The organism is Shewanella maritima, from assembly GCF_043643735.1.
In the GTDB taxonomy this organism is placed as follows: Bacteria; Pseudomonadota; Gammaproteobacteria; order Enterobacterales; family Shewanellaceae; genus Shewanella; species Shewanella maritima_A.
On the sequence record NZ_JBHZSM010000012.1, the window covers coordinates 103,493 to 121,445 of the forward strand.

Below are 17,953 nucleotides of genomic sequence, written 5' to 3' on the forward strand. Positions count from 1 at the left end.
AAAATGTGCTGATACTTCTAGTTCACCTAAATTGCTCACTATGCTGGCTAAACGCTAAATTAGTGAGTGCTTAATTGGTAATTTATCAGGCTGTTATAGACAGTTTTGAGATCTGGGTAACAAAATGTATCTAATGCATATAAAGTGCATATTCTTCAGGTGAAATTGAGACTTGGCGCACGTTTAATTCTAACTTTTACCACTCAGTCTACTTAAGTTGCTTAGCTCGATATTATAGGTCGCTGATTAAAAGCACTTTATTGGTTTGGCTATTTAATTACTTTCTGTTTTTCTCAAGAAGCCTCTCTAAGTTGCTATACCAGAATAGCATCGCTTAACTGCATATATATGTATTTAAAATGTTAACAAATAGTTTGCTGGGTGTAAAAGGTGGCTGCTGTGGATGCTATATGTAACAAAATGTTTGCTGTTTTATAAGAAACACTGCTAAAGCTAAAAAGGCACCTATCATAAACAAAAGGACTGTCTATGAACCAACAAAACTTGTTAAGCCAATCTACGATTGTATTTACGGGCGCCTGCATTACCTTCGCTTTATTTGTGTTTATGTCGCAGCTAATTAAAACCGATCATGTTTATCAAAATGCCCCTGACCATCTAGGGGATCTGCAATTATTTTTTAAGCCTCCCAAAGAGGCTGAAGTCATTAAAAAAGACAGAATAAAACCTAAGCCAGATGTGCCACAAGTGGCAAGAGTTGCGCCGCCTACAGCAACAGAAAGCGAGGAGTCATTTTCACCTATAGACATTATTCCGCCAGAAATTCCCACGACAAACGAGTGGGTAGATAGTTCGCGTAATAATGCAGAGGCATTGCCAGTTGTGCAAATCTCACCGCAATACCCTATGGATGCTGCTAGAGATGGTAAAGAAGGTTATGTGGTGGTGATGTTTGATATTGCTGCTTCAGGTGAGGTGATTAACGCCCAAGTAGTAGAAGCACAGCCAAAGCGGATCTTTAATCGAGCAGCTATTCAGGCAATCAATAACTGGAAATACAAACCGAAAATGGTTGAAGGTAAGGTAATCAATCAGACTGGTGTACAAGTTAGATTAGACTTTCAACTAGACAAAGCCAATTGAAGCTAGATGCTATTTCAATCATAACTTCATCACGCTGTGACGATGATTAAGTCAGTGTGTTAAATGTGTGATAAATCAGAGTGTTAATAGAGAATGAATAAGTGCTAGCGCACTAATATTATGCGCTAGCACTTATTACTTTTATACCAAAAAACCGTCTAGCCAATTTGTTTCATTTCATTCAATGTAAATTGTTCGACACAACCGTCTGTCGCTGCCATATAGTTTGCTAAGTGTTGGTTGTTCATGTGAGTTTGCCACAACTCCCTGCTTGTCCAGTTTTCATAGAAAGTAAAATGAGCAGGATTTTCATTATCTTGATGCAAATCATAATTAATGCACCCTTGCTCTTGGCGGGTGATTGCGATGAGTTTGATCAATTCAGCTTTCACATGCTCAATGTTATCTTGTTTAGCAATGATGTTCGCGATGATGGTTAACTTGCTCATAATATTTACCTATTGAATGGTTATGTATGTCATTGATGGAGTAAGTATAGCGGGGCAATCATGTATAGATAAACAGAGTAATAATTGAATTATTATCAAAAATATTTTGAATAACTGCTGCGGGTTATATGATTTTCTGTAGGCCTGAATGCGAACTTCAACACTTAAGTGCCTGCGTCATGTTCAGTTGCTCGCTATAACAAATAATATTTTTAAAATATTCGGTTCTATTATTTTCAACTTGTTTTAGACTAGGGCTTGTTGATCTTTGCTGAGCAGAATTTGTTCGAATTAAAAGCACTTTAATCGAGGCGTGAGCGATGACGTCTAGCCATTTAGACAAACCCGCTCCCAACGAACTGGACTCTTTGCAAAGAGCGTAGGTACTTTTAAATGAACCTTACAGGCTGCACTTGTTGTCATTTCTACTGCGTTAACGACTTATCATGTGGAATAACCACATATTAAAGTCGCTGCCTTGTAAAAATTTCCAATAAGTCGCTGCAAAAATAATCTTGAAAGACCAACATGCCCTATAAAAAACAACGCAGGATAAGACCAAATGAAGCGTAAATTACCGCTTGGTGAATATTTACCTGAGGTCAGTGACCTCGTTTATGGTTGTATGGGATTGGGAGGGAATTGGGATGATAACCTCTACGATGCCAGTCATGTAAAACAGGCCAATACAGTGATAGATAGCGCATTAACTGCGGGTATTAATTTATTTGATCATGCTGATATATATCGAGGCTCGAAAGCTGAAACCGTCTTTGGTGAGGCTCTTAAGCAGCGCGGCGATCGTGGTTCGATATTTATTCAAAGTAAATGTGGGATTCGATTCGATGATGATTTAGGGCCTAAACGTTATGATCTATCAGCAGCTTGGATAACTTCCAGTGTTGAGCAAAGCTTACAAAGATTAAGCACTGATTACTTAGATATTTTACTCTTGCATAGACCCGACCCTTTAATGCAAGTGTCAGAGGTCGCTGATGCTTTTAACGCGCTAAAACAAGCCGGTAAGGTGCGTTACTTAGGCGTATCTAATATGCATTGGCCACAAGTACAACAGTTACAACGTGCGATTAATGCGCCCATCGTTGTCAATCAAATGCATATGAGCTTGCACAATCATGCATGGGTAGATGAGACACTTTATGCTGGAGAATCTCAGGGAAGCTGCATTCATTTCTCTCCAGGCACTGTTGAGTATTGCAACCAGCATAAGGTGCAATTGCAATCTTGGGGGAGTCTAGCCCAAGGTTTATTCTCTGGTGCCAGTCTTGAAGGTGAAAGTCAGGCGACTCAGGCAACCGCTAAATTAGTTGAACAACTATCAAATGAGTATCAAGTTAGCCCAGAAGCTATCGTTCTAGCATGGCTAATGCGACATCCTGCTAATATACAACCCGTAATTGGTACCACTTCACCTCAGCGGATCCTCGCATGTTCACAAGCGAGTAAAGTACAGCTATCAAGGGAGCATTGGTATGCTCTTTTTGTATCAGCTAAAGGGTTAGAGCTACCATAATGCCTGAGTTAGTGTGAACCGCATTTGTTCAGTCTCATTATAGCGTTCGATGTTGAAGGAGGTGAGTTGTTGGGCATACAAGACATACGGTGGCAACATAGTAAAGAGCAAGTGATTTAACTTACAAGCACAAAAAAACCAGCCTAAAGGCTGGTTTTTGCATCAGTGATATCACGCGCTATTATAGCTCGTGGCAATCAGCACACTCTTTGATAGATAGCTCAGGAGTGTGGATTTCTGGATCTGGCTCGTGCATGCTGCCAAAGTCATGACAGTCATTACAAGTACCGATAGTCGCTTCCATTTCAGCGTGCTCTTCTACATTGATCTTCTCGTGACATTCAGTACAGTCAACGGCGTATGCAGAACCTGCAAATGCTAGGGCTGCGATCATAGCTAAATATTTCATAGTAACTCCAGTCTCATCAGTTTGTTGGACGAATAGTCCAAAAGCAAATAGCTTCATCATCTGTGCGGGCCATGAAACATATCCAAATAAATAAATCCGTTATTTAGCAACAATGGACACTGGATCTTGGTTAGCACTTAATAAATTAGTTTAAGGTAAAGCGTACAAGTTTAACAAGTATTGCTTGAATAAAAAGCAATCCAATCAAACTTAAGGCTCATTTAAGCAATTTTTAACAAGAATGCTTAATTGAACCTTAAAAATGATTTTAACACTAGTTTTTTATGAAGCCACGCAGAGACTTAAACTAAATATTAGAGCTAGATCATATTTATATGCATTGAATTACAAAATGACTAAAGTTTGCTAATTCAGCTATTTGTTACACCTTACGCTTCTGATTGTAAGCGTTGGAACAGCATATCTTTTAGCTCAGCTCTGTCATGCTTTAACTGGTGCATATCTTCATCACTAATGGGAGCACTATTCAATTCAAGCTCGCGTATTTCTTTATCTAAGGCATTGTATTTATTGGTTTCTTGAGCGAAAGAAGGGTCTTGCTTACATAGTAATAATATTTTATTTTCGTGCTCAGGAAATTCGTGCGTAAGAGAATGGTTTTCACCCAACATAGTCACTCCTTGTGATGTAAATAGTTGTACAAATTATACACAAAAGTAATTAAAGACCTTAAAGAGGGGAGTGACAAGTCGTGAGCATGAATTTTGCGAGTAAGCACAAAAAAACGAGGCTTATGGCCTCGTTTTTTACACCGCTGATTATCTTATCATTTCAATGATGTGTTGCGATTGTCACTGGTTACGGCACTTGCAGCTTTAATATTGGTTGAAAACTCGCAATTGGAGTCATTTGGACGTGCAATGATGTTCGGATTAACGTTGGTTCCACAATGCCAGTTAACAAAGCTCCCTGTGCTGGAGATTGAAGGAGTCAATGTCACTTGCGTGCCCATACCAAACTCATCTTCCAGTTTAACTATCAATTCACTATTCTCAGCAAGGTGAATACCGGTGATCATCGGGTGAGCACGGAAATAATTCACAGGTAGCACAATCTGATCATCAGGTGTTGGTAAGCGACTTTGCTGCATATAAAACTCTGATACAGACATCTTCGCTAATTGAGTAAGTTCAACGATTGCGGCTAATTGATCGGTCATATCCTTGGCAATAACTTCATCATCAGTTTGTGGTACTTGGCTAAACTGTTGTTCATTATTTGGCTGCTCAAGTAAGATTGGCTGCAGCTGTTCATTGTCAGTAGCGTTGATACTCGCAGTTTCAATGGCGAGTACATCATCTAAAAATTGCTCTTGAGTTTCCTGGCTTGCTGTCGTTGTAGGCGTCATCGCTACCATTGTTTCTGTATTACTCACACTGATATTTTCTGAAACAGATTGTTCAATATCAGATTCTTTCGCCTCTGTTAGGTGATTATCAGCTACTTGTGCAACGACTGCTGCAGTCTGCTGCTCAACCTCTGGTGGTGCGGTTGATATAGGAGCATATGCTTGTGTCAGTTCAGGTTTAGTGTTTGATGTGGCAACTAATGCACTCTCAGTTTGATTTATTTCAGGCGTAAGTGCTGGTGCAGGTTCTTTCTCAAGAGCGCTCGCGATAATAGTTTCGGTTACATCATCAATATTATCTTCAGGGGCCAACCTAGCTTGCATTATATCGCTGGTTATTTCGGCTTCATACTCAGCGCTCGGGTCAGGTAACTTTTGTTGGCTATCGTTAGCAACTTGATTGTTAGCGACTTGGTGCGCTTCAAGTAATGCAATTTCTTCGTTTGACGCTTGATTAATAATAAGCTCTTCAGCTGAAGGGGACAGTATTGCCAACATTTCGTCATCGGCACTGATTGTTGAATCATTACCTAAGGCGTGAGTAGTTGAAACATCATTTGAATTTTCAAGGCTTGCCGTTAGTTCAGGCTGAGCTTCCAATTCAGAGTTTACCGAAGTAATGGCTGGCTCACTTGTGCTAGTTGTGCTTGTAATTGTGCTGCTATTTGTTATTGAATCTGTTGCTAACTGAGAGATTTGCTCTTGCTCTAATTGAGGAGTGAGAGCTTGTGAGACCTCAGCTTCAGCCGAGATGACATCTGCATCATTAGTTCTGTTAACTTGAGCAATGTCGTTCGCACCAATAATAGATGTATCAAGCTCTACCGTTTCAGTAGGGTCTGTAGGGTTAGACTGCACTTGAGCTAGCTCAACGACTTCTTCAGTTTGCTGTTCAATGATTTCTTCAACACTCGGTTCTACCTGGTTTGAAGAAGAGTTGGCTTGAGCTGTCATATCAAGTGTGATGTCTTCAGGAATGGCAACTTCGGAAACGTTAACTTCAGCAGGCCGAGGATCAATTGAGGCTATTTTATCTGAGTTGTTTTCAAGTGAGCTACTTTCAACAAAACCGCTTTCATCAGAGCTGCTTTCAATAGTGTTTAACTCATCTGAACTGATCACTTCAGCGATTAATTGTTCTGAAATGACAACATCTGTTGGCGCTGTTGCTTCTGGTACTTCGGCTTCAGTAGATGCAACGATTGAAGTCGCTATTTTGGAGTTAACCGTGTCTGAGTCAATTGTTTTAATACTGGTTTCGTCGTCAGCGACTATCGCACTTAGCTCTATTTCTAATGCTTCTATATTGACTTCAGAGTGAGATAAGCTAGTTTCGTTCTGTGCAATTTCTACCTCAGGCTCATCGGCCATAAATTCATTGTAAGCTTGTTTTAGTTGCTCGAAAAAGCTTGGTTCTTCATTTTCAACGGCTTTAATTGTGGCTAATTCAGCAGGTGTGGTTGTTACTGTTTCTGCTGCAATAATGATTGATTCAGGGGTCTTTGTTTCAATGCTACTTGCTTCAATTGCATTTGTTTCAGCAGAGTTTGATGGGGCTGTGTCAATGTCAATTTGTGCTAATTCTGAGGTAATGCTCTCAGCACCAGTCATTTCTGCGCCAAGCACATCAGTGTCTGTGACTTCAATGGTTGTAACGTTAAAGTTAGCCACGTCAGACGTCGCTATTGTGCTTACAGCAGCTGTAATGCTTGTACTTTCTTGAACAATATCATTGGTGGCTTGGGCTGATGCGAACTCAGAAGTGTCGTTTTCAATTTGAAGATCTTTTTTAGAAACAGAAGCAGCTTCAGTAGAAGTAACCTCTTTTGCAATGAGCGGTTCTGCAATTAGCGGTTCTGCAATGAGCTCTGCTGACACCTCTTGTGTAGGTTCTAAAACGGTTTCAACTGACACTGAATCAATTGAGTTGCTAAGGTTTACATCAGCTTGGGTGAATAATGCCGCTTCAGAGACAGTAGCAGTACTTGTAATGCTACTGTCTGTATCTATTTGGTCAGTAGTCATAATATCAGTGGTTTGCTGATTGATATCTGTATCAGTTGCGACAACGACTAATTCATCAGCTATCGTGTCATCAATGCTTGCAATAAGTTGCGTCTGGCTGATTTGATCATTTTCTAAAGACTCAGATGAAGGCTGTGTATATGTTTCAGATTGCTTTGTAAGGAGCTCTCTCGCATCTTCGAAAGCAAGCGAGTTAACCTGTTCTGCATCTATTACAATCGCAACACTTTCTTCCTTAGTTATGACTTGTTGAACTATATTTTGAATTTGTGCTTCTGTCTCTTCATTTGCCAATAGTGGTTCGTCTTGAGGGGACTCAGGGATTAAGGATTTAACCGAAGTAAAGGCGGAGCTTACAGTGTTACTGACACTTTCAGAGGTGCCTTTATAGTCATATGAAGCGATGCGGGTAAACAGAGACTTTTCATTGGGGTCTCTTGGAGTGTCATCTGTTAAGAAAACGACTTTTACAAATACAGAGAAAACTAATATGAATGAGATGTTTATTAGCCATTCATTTATCCCACGTTCCTTGGTTTTATTTTTCTTCTTATTGGCCGTAGGACGCACGATATTCTTGTGTTTAGCGATAACACTTCTGGCGATTTCTTCAATCTCTTGACGATCGAGCACTGTAATTTCATCGAGCGCTTCAATGTAATCGAGGGGCAAATCAATATGCTCAGGGTGCTTGTTGCCATGGCGCAATGCATCTATTTCTAGTACGCGGTTTTTAATTTCATCGACAATGGCATTCTGTTGGCTACTCTGGTTAGCGCTTGCGGCATTCATTGCGGTTCTTCCTTGCTTAATTTTTTGTCTTAACTGATGCGATGTTGGTTTTAGTTTTTATCGGCTAATTTGGCAGCAGGAGAGCGGCAAAGACTGTAATTGGTTTTCATTATTTATTCCTTTAAAAACAAAAGCTAATATAATTATCGTTATTTTCCCAGCAGGGATACTACCCGTATTTATTACTGGAGCTCTTATTGGGCAAAAGCGTATTCGCCAAAAGATGCTTGTTTAAGCTTTTTTCGCCGTAACCTCGTGGAATGCTTTATTGCGGAGATAGTTTGGCCTGGAGGTTACTGCGCAGCGCTTCCCTCGCTGGCTACAAGATAACCCATCTTGGTGATAACTATCAAATGTTTTTAACAATTTGATAGCATTTGGGTTTTCGGGTTGTCTAATTTTATAAAAAGGCGTTTATTTAGAGTTGTTTAGCTAGCTCATATTGAGTGAGATTAATCCTGTTTTTCACGCAAAGTTGCTGTAATAAGACGGTACGTAGACGCTTATTTACAGCAACTTATAAGCTGTTATGGACTTATTTTTTCCATGGGTTGAAGCTGCCATCACCGTTAGGAATAGCTTGCTGACTTGTGTCGGGTTTATTCTGGCCCTGTTTATTGACGGCTGTTGGTTTACGTGGTGCGCTTGAGTGTGGTTCTTGTCGATTACTTATGGTTTGCTTTTTATTCGTAGATTTATAAGGTTTGGCGTCAGATTTTCCTCTTGATAAAGCGGGTTTCTCTTCCCTTGTCTTTTGCAGAGGTTTTTGTTTTGGTTTTTTAGGTACATAATCTAGCACGGTGTCAGGTACCACTTTTTTGGGCTCAAAGCCTTCAATAACACGTCGTTCAATGAGTTTATTTAATTTGCGTTCTATGGCGATGAGATTTTTGAAATCATCTTTAGACACAAAAGAAATCGCTTCACCCTTTGCTCCGGCTCGGCCTGTTCGACCAATGCGATGAACATAATCGTCAGCTGGGAAGGGGAGGTCGTAATTAATCACTATTGGCAAGCCATCAATATCAATACCGCGTGCAGCAACGCCTGTGGCAATAATGTATTTTACGTCACCTGATTTAAACTCCGCCAATAACTGTTCTCTTATGGCTTGGCTACGGCCACTATGGAAAGCTTGAGCTTCAATACCACGTTTTTCTAATTGGCTGACTAATTTAGCTGCGCCATGCTTAGTCTCAATAAAAATAAGTGCCTGTGGCCATTGGTTAGTTTGAATCAGGTGGGCCAGTAATGCAGACTTTTTGTCTTTATCAACGGTGGTTAACCATTGCTCAATATCGGGCTTTGCCTCTGCTTGATGAACAACAGAAATTTCGAGTGGTTTCTGCATTGCTGATTTAGCAAGCGCTTTTACTTGATGCGATAAAGTGGCCGAAAACAGCAGGTTTTGGCGTTCATCAGGTAATTTCTCAATGACACTGTTGATGTCATCAATGAATCCCATGTCGAGCATTTTATCCGCTTCATCTAGCACGAGTGTTTGGGTTTCATCGAAACGAATGGCCCTTTGGGTATACATATCCAGTAGTCTGCCAGGGGTGGCAACTAAAATGTGAATACCTTTTAACAGTGCTTGTTTTTGTGGCCCAGATGCCACGCCACCATACATAGCTAAGGTGTTGATATTCATTCCCAGACAGTACTGCTGAATCGCTTTATCAACCTGAGATACCAGCTCTCTTGTAGGCGCAATAATAATTGCTTTGGCCCGTTTAGGCCTGACTTGGTCGATTGACTTTAATTGCTCAATAATGGGCAGCACAAATGCAGCGGTTTTACCTGTACCTGTTTGCGCACTGGCTAATATGTTTTTCCCAGATAATGCAGCTGGAATGGCTTGCTGCTGTATTGGTGTTGGAGAATGGTAACCTAGTTTTGCTAAGTTATTGGTAATAGATGAACTCAATCCGAGTTGCGCAAAGGGCATAGTGGTTCTCATTAATGGCGGTGTTCAGTCTTAATCTTATGAGCTTTAATCGCTATTCTGTTAATAGGGCATCATCACAAGGTTAACTAATGGGTAGCCTATCACTCAATAAAAAGTGCAGGGCATGTATTTATCTATCTAGTTCAAAATATAGATAAAGTATCAAACTACCAATAAAGACTAGATCGTAAATATATTGCCCAAATTATACATGATTAATGCTATTAAGTAGCGTTATTGAAATATTGCTTAATCAAGTCTGATTTACTCATTGGCTTGGATAGTAAAAATCCTTGTAGATAGTTGCAATCTAACTGACTTAATAAATCAAATTGTTGCTGAGTTTCTACACCTTCAGCAACCACTTCAACGCCTAGACTGTGAGCCATGCTGATGATGGCACTTATTAATGAGATGCTATGTTCATTATTGTGCATATCTGTAATAAACGAACGGTCAATCTTCAAAATATCAATATCAAGTTGCTGCAAATAGCTCAATGATGAATAACCCACACCAAAATCATCAATGGCAACATGGATGCCATTTTTGCCCAATTTTGCAACTTGCTGCTGGGCTGAAGAGCCTGGTTTCATCAAGATATTTTCAGTTATTTCAATCAGTATGTTTGGCTTTTGCTGATTATCATTATCGATATCCGAAATAGCATCAATCCAGCTTTGTGACCAATCTTCAAGTAGTTCTATTTCTAATGGAGAAGTATTGACCGTGATTTGTAATTCGCTTTGAGATAGCTGACTAAATTGTTGCCAATCGCTCAATGCTTGCTGCCTGACCCACTGGCCAATATCTGCGATTAAACCGCTATCTTCTGCAGCAGCAATAAATTGGTTGGGTAACATCAAGCCGTTTACTGGATGTTGCCATCGGATCAGTGCTTCTAATTTCCATATTTTCTTATCTGCGACCCGGAATATTGGCTGGTAAAAAAGCTCAAACTGTTGTTTTGCAATCGCTTGACGTAAATCGTCTAACAACTCGCGCTTAGCGAGCGCTTGCTGTTCAATATTATTTGAGAAAAACTCAAAACAATTACGGCCTTTGTTTTTCGCCAAGTACATTGCTTGATCGGCGTGTTTTATCAGTGTTTCTATGTCGTTTCCGTCTTGAGGATAAAAAGTAATCCCAATACTGGCGGAGACATTGGCTTGTTGATTTTTTAGGGTAAATGGCCCCGTAAGTGCTTTACGGATCATTTCAGCAATTTGCCCTGCTCGGTCAAAATCGTTAACCCCCTCCACAATTAAAGTGAACTCATCGCCACCTAAGCGAGCGACAACATCTTGGCTGCGTACACAATTGCGTAAGCGTTTGGCTACTTGAGCGAGCAAAGTATCACCATAATCGTGACCCAGCGAATCGTTGATTTCTTTAAACCCATCTAGGTCTAAAAATATTAATGAAAACTTATTATTTCCTCTGTCAATTAACTGTTGTAAGTGCTCATAAAAATAGCGTCGATTTGGCAGCTGTGTGAGACCATCGTTATAAGCAAACTCATGTAGCTTCTTATTAGCATTCTGTAACTCTTGAGTACGAACTTTCACCTTGTTCTCGAGCTGTTTGTCACGCTGCTCGATGGTAGTAAGCATGCCATTAATACAGCTTGCTAGCTCGCCAACTTCATCATTGGGTAAGTTCTGAACCCTGAGACTGTAATTGTTCGATTGGCTCACTGATTGAGCGACTTCTGATAAATGTAATATTGGTGTGAGAAAGCGTTTTCGCAGAAATAGTGAAAGGAAATAGCTAAATCCAATGGTAAATAATAAAAGCACCGCAATAAAGTAGCTATAGAATGTTATGCGATTGCTGAGGTAGCTATTATCAGTAACTATGGCCACAGTTCCATAAGTTTGTCCATCTAGCGTTAATAGGGTCTCTCTCTGGGTATATTCTTTGTTTGCGCTATTGATAGTTACAGGATAGTCACCCTGCATAGTCGTATGTTCGTGTATGGTTTTTGCGTAGTTCTCTGCTTCTCTCGTCACTTGCGCAATAACGGCGCCATCATTGTCTTCTACAATCACCTCGACCACATCAGTGCGAAGAAATAACGGATGAATAAACTCTTCAACGGCTTCTGCATCATCAAATAATACCGCGGCTGTAATATGAGGCGTAAGTACGTTTATTAAGGTGTCTAACCCTGCCGCATGCTCGCGTTTCGCTGTGGTATATTCATAAGCACTAAAAATGAAAGTAATGGTAGCAATGGATGAAACCGCAACACTCATTAAAATGAATAAAAGCTTTTTACTGATACTGTTTATGTTAAAAAATGACACCATACTCACCTTCCTACCACTTTGCCGAGGCGAAGTACTTTTGAGCTGATGTTGATTGCCGAGTGTTTTAAGTGATCAGGTGACACTTCGAAGCGTATTTTTCCGCCTGATAGGAAAAAGCGAATATGCCCACCACTTTCAATAAATCCGTCTGATTCGCCAACTAGCATGGCATTGTGTCCAAAATCAGAAAGAGGAGGAGAAAAAGTCTCTGCCGTGATAAATACGATATGACATTGGTTTGTCGGCTCATTGGGGAGTGGAGCGATAATCTGAGTCGTGACTGGTTTACCTTTAATCGTTTGGCTTGATAATACTTCGTCAGCTATCTCAATAAATGTGGCATCAGGGCTGCAAATATTGAAATTGTCGACTGAGTCTTCAAGTGATTGCCATTGGCTATAGCGAGCGAAGTTATACAAAAATCCGGCTTTAATTGCATATTCTTTTTCAGCAGCCATGGTCGTCACACTTGCAAAGAGCGTAAGGATGATAGTGAAGGCTCTGACGAAGTGTTTCATAGTGAATTCATGTCACTGACTAAAACTGCATTTTGAATTTTAGGCTGTAACTTTCGTCAATATAGTTTGGAATGGTATAGGTCTCTCCTGTATTTTTATACTCAATGTGGGTACCTGCAAATAGATTGGTACCTGTTAGGGCCAAAGATAAGTTTTCATTAAGCTGCCAATTCCATGTGATGTCTAATGAAGTAAAATCATCGGTATTATAAGCTTCACCATCTTCAACCCTTAAAACAGCAAATATATTGTGCTGTTGGAATATGTGCCAATCAGTTTTGACAAAAATCTGGTCAGTTGTTGAAGTATCGCCAATAGCTGGGAATGTGTCATCGGGCAAGGTATATTCAAAATCATTGTAACTGTAGCCAAATTCAGCATTGAAGCTGTCATTAGGGAACCAGGCTATAACAGCATCACCACCGTAGGAAGTGAGTTCTCCCTGCGACACTATGTCAAAGTTAACTGTTGTCGCTTGCAGAGCTTGAAAAGCCTGTGCAATAAGCCCTTGTTGTAGCAAAGTAAATGCTGGCACAAATTGGGGTAGGTTAGGGTTGACTTGAATGACTGCTACGTCTTCTGATTCAGTGTAATAGAGTGAGACATCTAAGCTCCAATTAGGCTTTGTTTCTCGATAGCCTAATTCAAATGAGGTCGATTGCTCTGCTTTAACTTCGTCATTACCATTGAGAAAGGTTTTCACGTGATATTCGTCTATCAGCTCGACCCCAGTTGGAGCAGGTAATTGGTCGGACAGTTGTACCCCTTGTATGGCATAGTTATCATTAAATTCTATTAAAGAAGGGATACGAGCACTTTTAGAAATAGACCCCCAGAAAATGCGGTTGTCTAGTGGTTTCCAAACGACTTTGGCGAGGGGCTGACTTTCCCAATCAGTAAGATCATTATGTTCATAACGAACACCCAAAATAAGATGTAGCTGCTCTGGAATCACGCTATATTGAGCTTGTAAGAAACCGCCATATTGTTGTAAATCATCTAAGTTTTTATCACTGTGGATAAAAGAGGAATCTTCAAAATGGATTTTGCTATCGCGAAAATTTAGACCCCAATCTAACTGCCATTTTTGCAGAAGAAAGTTCATTTGGTAGTCGATATCAATCGACCTAAACTTTTCTTTTAGATAGGCTTGCGAACCTTTTTGTTTTAATAATGATGTTTGTAACATTTGGTTGGCTTGGTCGTTAATTCTGTGTTCCAGTCGACCCATTACTCTGAAATCTTCGCGCTCAAATAAACCCGCAAGTTCAGTATTTTCGTTACTGTCATCTATCACACCGCGAAAGTTTTGACCTAACTTCGAGTGGGTCGTGTCGGCTTGTATAAACCCAAACCAGTCGTCTGTGGGTGAGTAGTCAAATCTAAATCCGTAGGAGTATTGCTCAGTGGAGTCATTGGGAGGGAATTCTATGCCGCGATCTGACTCTTCACCTTCTTTGTAATGGCCAAAAACTCGGTAGCTACTGTTTTCACCGATGACATCACCATAGCGTAAGTTGGCATTTAACTTGGTTTGATTCCCCGTACTGACATCTGAATATAAGCCGCGACTATCCAAGCTATTTTTGGTGATAATATTAATCACGCCATTATTAGCATTACTTGCCCATAATAAGCCGCCTTGGCCTCGAATAACTTCAATACGTTCAATATCATATAGCGGTACATTAATTGTTTCCCAATAAACCGCAGCAAATTTGGGGGTGTAAAGGCTTTGGCCATTGATCATCACCAACATTTTACTGGAAAACCGTGATGCAATACCTCGTGTGGTTATGGCCCATTGGTTGTTGTCTAACTGTCTTACAATCAGTCCAGGTACCATTTTTAACACCTCAGGAACACTTGCGGCGCCTGAGTGTTGTATACGTTCTTGAGTGATAACATAGATGGAACTTGCTGAGTCGAATGTTGACTGAGAGCGACGCATCGCTGAGGTGACCTGAACATCCATTTCCATTAAAGATTCAAGATCGAGATCGGCAAATTCTGCTGAAGCCATCAATGTGCTGGGAAAGCAGTATGCTAACCAAAGAAAACAGATAACTCGCTTCATTAACGCCTCCAGTACAGCATCTTCAATTTGATAATGAACTTTGTAAGGGTAATTTTAACACAAGGTTAAAAAAATGATGTTTTGTATGGCTAAAGTTTGACCTGTCGCATAATAGATAACGATTAGTTGGCGAGCTTCTCAAGGTAAGTCTATGATTTATATGCTCTCTAAATATAAGTAGTGATTCATCGGTAATAAGTTAACGATAAGAGGCTGTTTCTTTAGCTGCATACTCCATTCATTGAAAAGCAGCTAAATCAATCTTTCTGCTAGTTGGCCAGATACAATATTGTGAGTCAACATAGGCTTATGTAGTCTATATATCTGCTTGCGTTGTCTATTATCGATGTATTTTGTAGCTGTTTGATGTGTTTTTATGGCTGATTAACTCGTATGTCACTGTTGTTACAGTTATCATTTGACTAAATGGTATGTGAGCTGCTTTTACATTGTGCTTCATACTTGGCAAGCTGATTAAGTTTCAAGTTGCTGAGCTGAATAAATTGCGAGGCAGAGTGCCTTTTGTGGCAGTGATAATTTATTGTTACCCTGTCTGTATATGGATGTAAGACAAACTTAAGTATTGAGACGTTTATACATGAATACCCATTTGCATCCCTTTCTACCATCAATAAAAGTAGTCGATGGTTCGATTGTCTCTATTAATAACTCGTTTAAAGAATTATCGGGTTATGTGGATAAGCATGTGTTGGGTAGTAGCTTTTCCAGTAAATTGAGTGATATCGTTTGGAATGAACAACATATAGCATCATTGTATCAATTAATCAGCCTACAAGCTTCTGTGCAAGACGATTTGTACTTTGAAGCCGTGTTAGTCGATGGTAATCAGTTTAAATTACCAGTGACGATTCATATTCAATTTACCTCCCATGACAAAAAAGACTTCATCGCTTATTTCCAAGCGTTCAATAATAAATCCAGAGATCCGATTACAGGTCTGCCAAACGGCTGGGCTATTAGTTCTCGTGCAAACTATATCATTGACCATTATGACGCTGTTCAACGTAACTTTGTTGTGATTGCAATTAATGTAGATAATTTTTCCACCATCAATTATCGCTATAACTTTGATATCGGTGATCAGTATTTGAAGATTGTGGGGCAGTTACTCAAACAAACAGTGACAGAGGATCATCTCGTTATTCGTTTCTCAAATGCGAAGTTTGGTGTGCTTTATGAAAATACTGCTGGATTGTCGAATAAACAGTTTGAGCAACAAGTCATCACGGTTTGCCAAAGTTTGTGTGACTTAGGCAATGCGCCTGTTTATTTGTCAGATGATATTGTGATTCGAAAGTCTTTTAGTATCGGCGTGAGTGCCCCGCGTGTGGTTTATGACAATTACCATGCAATGGAGGTTGCTGCTGAAACCGCCATTGAAAATGCCAAAAAACAAAGTGTGTCGTCTTTTGTTTTAGCTGATGAAAAAATGGCGAATAGCTTGATGGCACAAAAGCTGATTATTGATGAGTTCCCCAATGCACTCGCTGAGCAGCAAATAGAAGTACATTATCAACCGCAGTATGATCTGCAAACACATCAGTTAATTGGTTTAGAGGCGTTATCTCGCTGGCAACATCCACAACTGGGGGTTGTTGCACCTGATGTTTTTATTGGTATCGGTGAAGATATTGGTTTTCATTTTGAGTTTGATTTGTGGGTGTTTCAGCAGGTTTGCCAGCAGGTAATGGAGTGGCAGAGACAACAGCTTCAGTTTGAAAAGGTCGCCATCAATGTGTCATTTAAGACAGCAGAAATGGTAAACTTCGTAGATCGACTTCAGGATATATTGCTCAAAACAGGTTGTGACGTGCAATGTTTAGAAATTGAAATCACAGAAACTGCACAGGTCAATAATGAACAAGCAATGAGACACAATATTGCTGCACTACAACAGTTAGGTTTTCGTATTGCGATTGACGACTTTGGAACAGGATACTCATCGCTCAATATTATTCGTAGCTATCATGATTTCTTTAATGTAGTTAAGTTAGATCGCAGTTTGATCGAGCATATTTGTAATACTGAAATAGATCGCCTGTTTGTTGCTCAAATCATTGATTTGGGCAAGATATTGAAATTGAAGGTATTGGCTGAAGGGGTAGAAACTGCTGAGCAAGCGAGCTTACTCGCACAGCTTGGTTGTCATTTTGCACAAGGTTATTATTTCGATAAAGCCTTACCAAAAGCACAAGTTGAGCAACGTTTGAAAAAGTTAGATTAATCCCCGCTGTATCAAAACTTATTGATTAGTAAGTAAAATAATTCTGACATCTCCTTCTCTCCTTCAGCAAACGGTTTTAGCGGTAAATAGCACTTGTCGGAACAAAAAAGGCTAACCCATTAGGTTAGCCCTTACACTAGTCACTAGCACAAGCAAAATTAACGACGTCTTCTACGGCGACGCATACGATTTTCGCGCTCCGCTTCCGTTTCTTCAGCTACTTCTTCGCTTTGATTTTTCTCAGGGGTCGGTTTTTTGTCATTGCCAGTCGTTAACTTAGTGACGTTGCTCTCGACGTGGCTATCCGACTTTTTTGCATCACCTTTGAATACAGACTTTAGGATGCTACTTACTCCTAATTTGTCATCTTTGTTAGATGATTCTGCTGTTGTTTCTTCAGTGAACTCAATTTTATCAATTTTAGGCTTCGGCTTGGACGCTGTTGCATCCAATGAAGGTGCTTTAGGCGTTTCAGCAACAGGATCTAGGCTGGCTGCCACGTCTTTTGGCTTAACCCTTACCGCGACATTATCTAATGATGAAGCTGATTTAGGTTTTATTTCAGCAACATTATCATGTAAATCTGCGATACTCGGGACTGCTGCTGGAGGCACGCTGATACTAGCAAGTGCTTCAGCTTCACGTTCAGCAACACGCTTATCAAATTCTGCAATCACTTCTTCAGATTCACCCTTTGCAATAGCGAGGGCGTTAGCGAGTTCTTCAAAAGTGCTATTGAACGCTTCATACTTTTGCTCAAAAGGTCTGATATTACCTTTCACTTCATCAGTTAAGCTGTTTGTTAACCGCTTATAGATATTTATTTCTTGCTCAAGTTCATAAAGGTAAGTTTTAGTGAACTTAATGCTGTCATTCATTGATTCAACTTTGTTGGCTATATCTTGCTTTTTAGCAACAAAATCATCAATTAAAGATTGAGGTATTTGAGCTGGTGGCGCAATTTCAGGCACAAGCTCAGCAAATTCGTTTATTTTACCAACTGGCTTCCAGTGAGTAAAAGATGGATGCCATCCGTAGCACTCAGGATCATTTTGAACGAAAGCTTTTGCTTCTGCTTCTGATAATGGTCCAGTGACATCGCCATTTTTTGAAAAAAACCATTTAGTCATAGTCATAATTCTTATTTTGGGTTAATCAGTATGTGTTAAAC

The 17,953-nt window shown here is 40.0% G+C and carries 12 protein-coding genes; 3 read left to right on the forward strand and 9 right to left on the reverse strand.

What is annotated here, in order from left to right; all coding sequences use genetic code 11:
* Positions 1-489: 489 nt before the first annotated feature.
* A complete protein-coding gene (locus ACHUGF_RS13460) occupies positions 490-1,104 on the forward strand; it encodes an energy transducer TonB (RefSeq protein ID WP_394131939.1) in 615 nt (204 codons plus the stop codon).
* Between the two features lie 158 nt (positions 1,105-1,262).
* Here the strand turns inward: ACHUGF_RS13460 and ACHUGF_RS13465 are convergent, their stop codons facing one another.
* On the reverse strand, positions 1,263-1,553 hold the full coding sequence (locus ACHUGF_RS13465; protein WP_394131941.1) for a putative quinol monooxygenase: 291 nt from the start codon (positions 1,551-1,553) through the stop codon (positions 1,263-1,265).
* 562 nt (positions 1,554-2,115) lie between these two features.
* Between ACHUGF_RS13465 and ACHUGF_RS13470 the strand changes: the two genes are divergently transcribed.
* Entirely contained in the window at positions 2,116-3,087 is a 972-nt protein-coding gene (locus ACHUGF_RS13470) for an aldo/keto reductase (protein ID WP_394131943.1), read from the forward strand.
* Between the two features lie 181 nt (positions 3,088-3,268).
* On the opposite strand, the gene ACHUGF_RS13475 is transcribed toward ACHUGF_RS13470, so the two are convergent.
* The 7 genes from ACHUGF_RS13475 to ACHUGF_RS13505 all read right to left on the reverse strand — a co-directional run bounded on the left by ACHUGF_RS13475 (position 3,269) and on the right by ACHUGF_RS13505 (position 14,537).
* On the reverse strand, positions 3,269-3,496 hold the full coding sequence (locus tag ACHUGF_RS13475) for a hypothetical protein (RefSeq protein ID WP_394131945.1): 228 nt from the start codon (positions 3,494-3,496) through the stop codon (positions 3,269-3,271).
* Positions 3,497-3,885: 389 nt separating this feature from the next.
* On the reverse strand, positions 3,886-4,128 hold the full coding sequence (locus tag ACHUGF_RS13480) for a YdcH family protein (RefSeq protein WP_394131947.1): 243 nt from the start codon (positions 4,126-4,128) through the stop codon (positions 3,886-3,888).
* 155 nt (positions 4,129-4,283) lie between these two features.
* Complete coding sequence (locus tag ACHUGF_RS13485) at positions 4,284-7,682, reverse strand: hypothetical protein (protein WP_394131949.1); 3,399 nt, start codon at positions 7,680-7,682, stop codon at positions 4,284-4,286.
* A 535-nt stretch (positions 7,683-8,217) separates the two neighbouring features.
* Positions 8,218-9,630 (reverse strand): DEAD/DEAH box helicase, encoded by a 1,413-nt coding sequence (locus ACHUGF_RS13490; RefSeq protein ID WP_394131951.1) that lies wholly within the window; start codon positions 9,628-9,630, stop codon positions 8,218-8,220.
* Positions 9,631-9,854: 224 nt separating this feature from the next.
* Complete coding sequence (locus ACHUGF_RS13495) at positions 9,855-11,942, reverse strand: putative bifunctional diguanylate cyclase/phosphodiesterase (RefSeq protein ID WP_394131953.1); 2,088 nt, start codon at positions 11,940-11,942, stop codon at positions 9,855-9,857.
* A gap of 2 nt (positions 11,943-11,944) precedes the next feature.
* Positions 11,945-12,460 carry a YfiR family protein gene (locus ACHUGF_RS13500; RefSeq protein ID WP_394131955.1) on the reverse strand — a complete coding sequence of 172 codons (516 nt, stop codon included), beginning with the start codon at positions 12,458-12,460 and terminating at the stop codon, positions 11,945-11,947.
* Positions 12,461-12,479: 19 nt separating this feature from the next.
* Positions 12,480-14,537 carry a TonB-dependent receptor plug domain-containing protein gene (locus tag ACHUGF_RS13505; protein ID WP_394131957.1) on the reverse strand — a complete coding sequence of 686 codons (2,058 nt, stop codon included), beginning with the start codon at positions 14,535-14,537 and terminating at the stop codon, positions 12,480-12,482.
* 598 nt (positions 14,538-15,135) lie between these two features.
* Between ACHUGF_RS13505 and ACHUGF_RS13510 the strand changes: the two genes are divergently transcribed.
* Positions 15,136-16,782 carry a putative bifunctional diguanylate cyclase/phosphodiesterase gene (locus tag ACHUGF_RS13510; protein ID WP_394131959.1) on the forward strand — a complete coding sequence of 549 codons (1,647 nt, stop codon included), beginning with the start codon at positions 15,136-15,138 and terminating at the stop codon, positions 16,780-16,782.
* 158 nt (positions 16,783-16,940) lie between these two features.
* Here ACHUGF_RS13510 and ACHUGF_RS13515 read toward each other — a convergent pair whose 3' ends face one another.
* On the reverse strand, positions 16,941-17,912 hold the full coding sequence (locus tag ACHUGF_RS13515; RefSeq protein WP_394131960.1) for a DUF4339 domain-containing protein: 972 nt from the start codon (positions 17,910-17,912) through the stop codon (positions 16,941-16,943).
* Positions 17,913-17,953 lie beyond the last annotated feature (41 nt).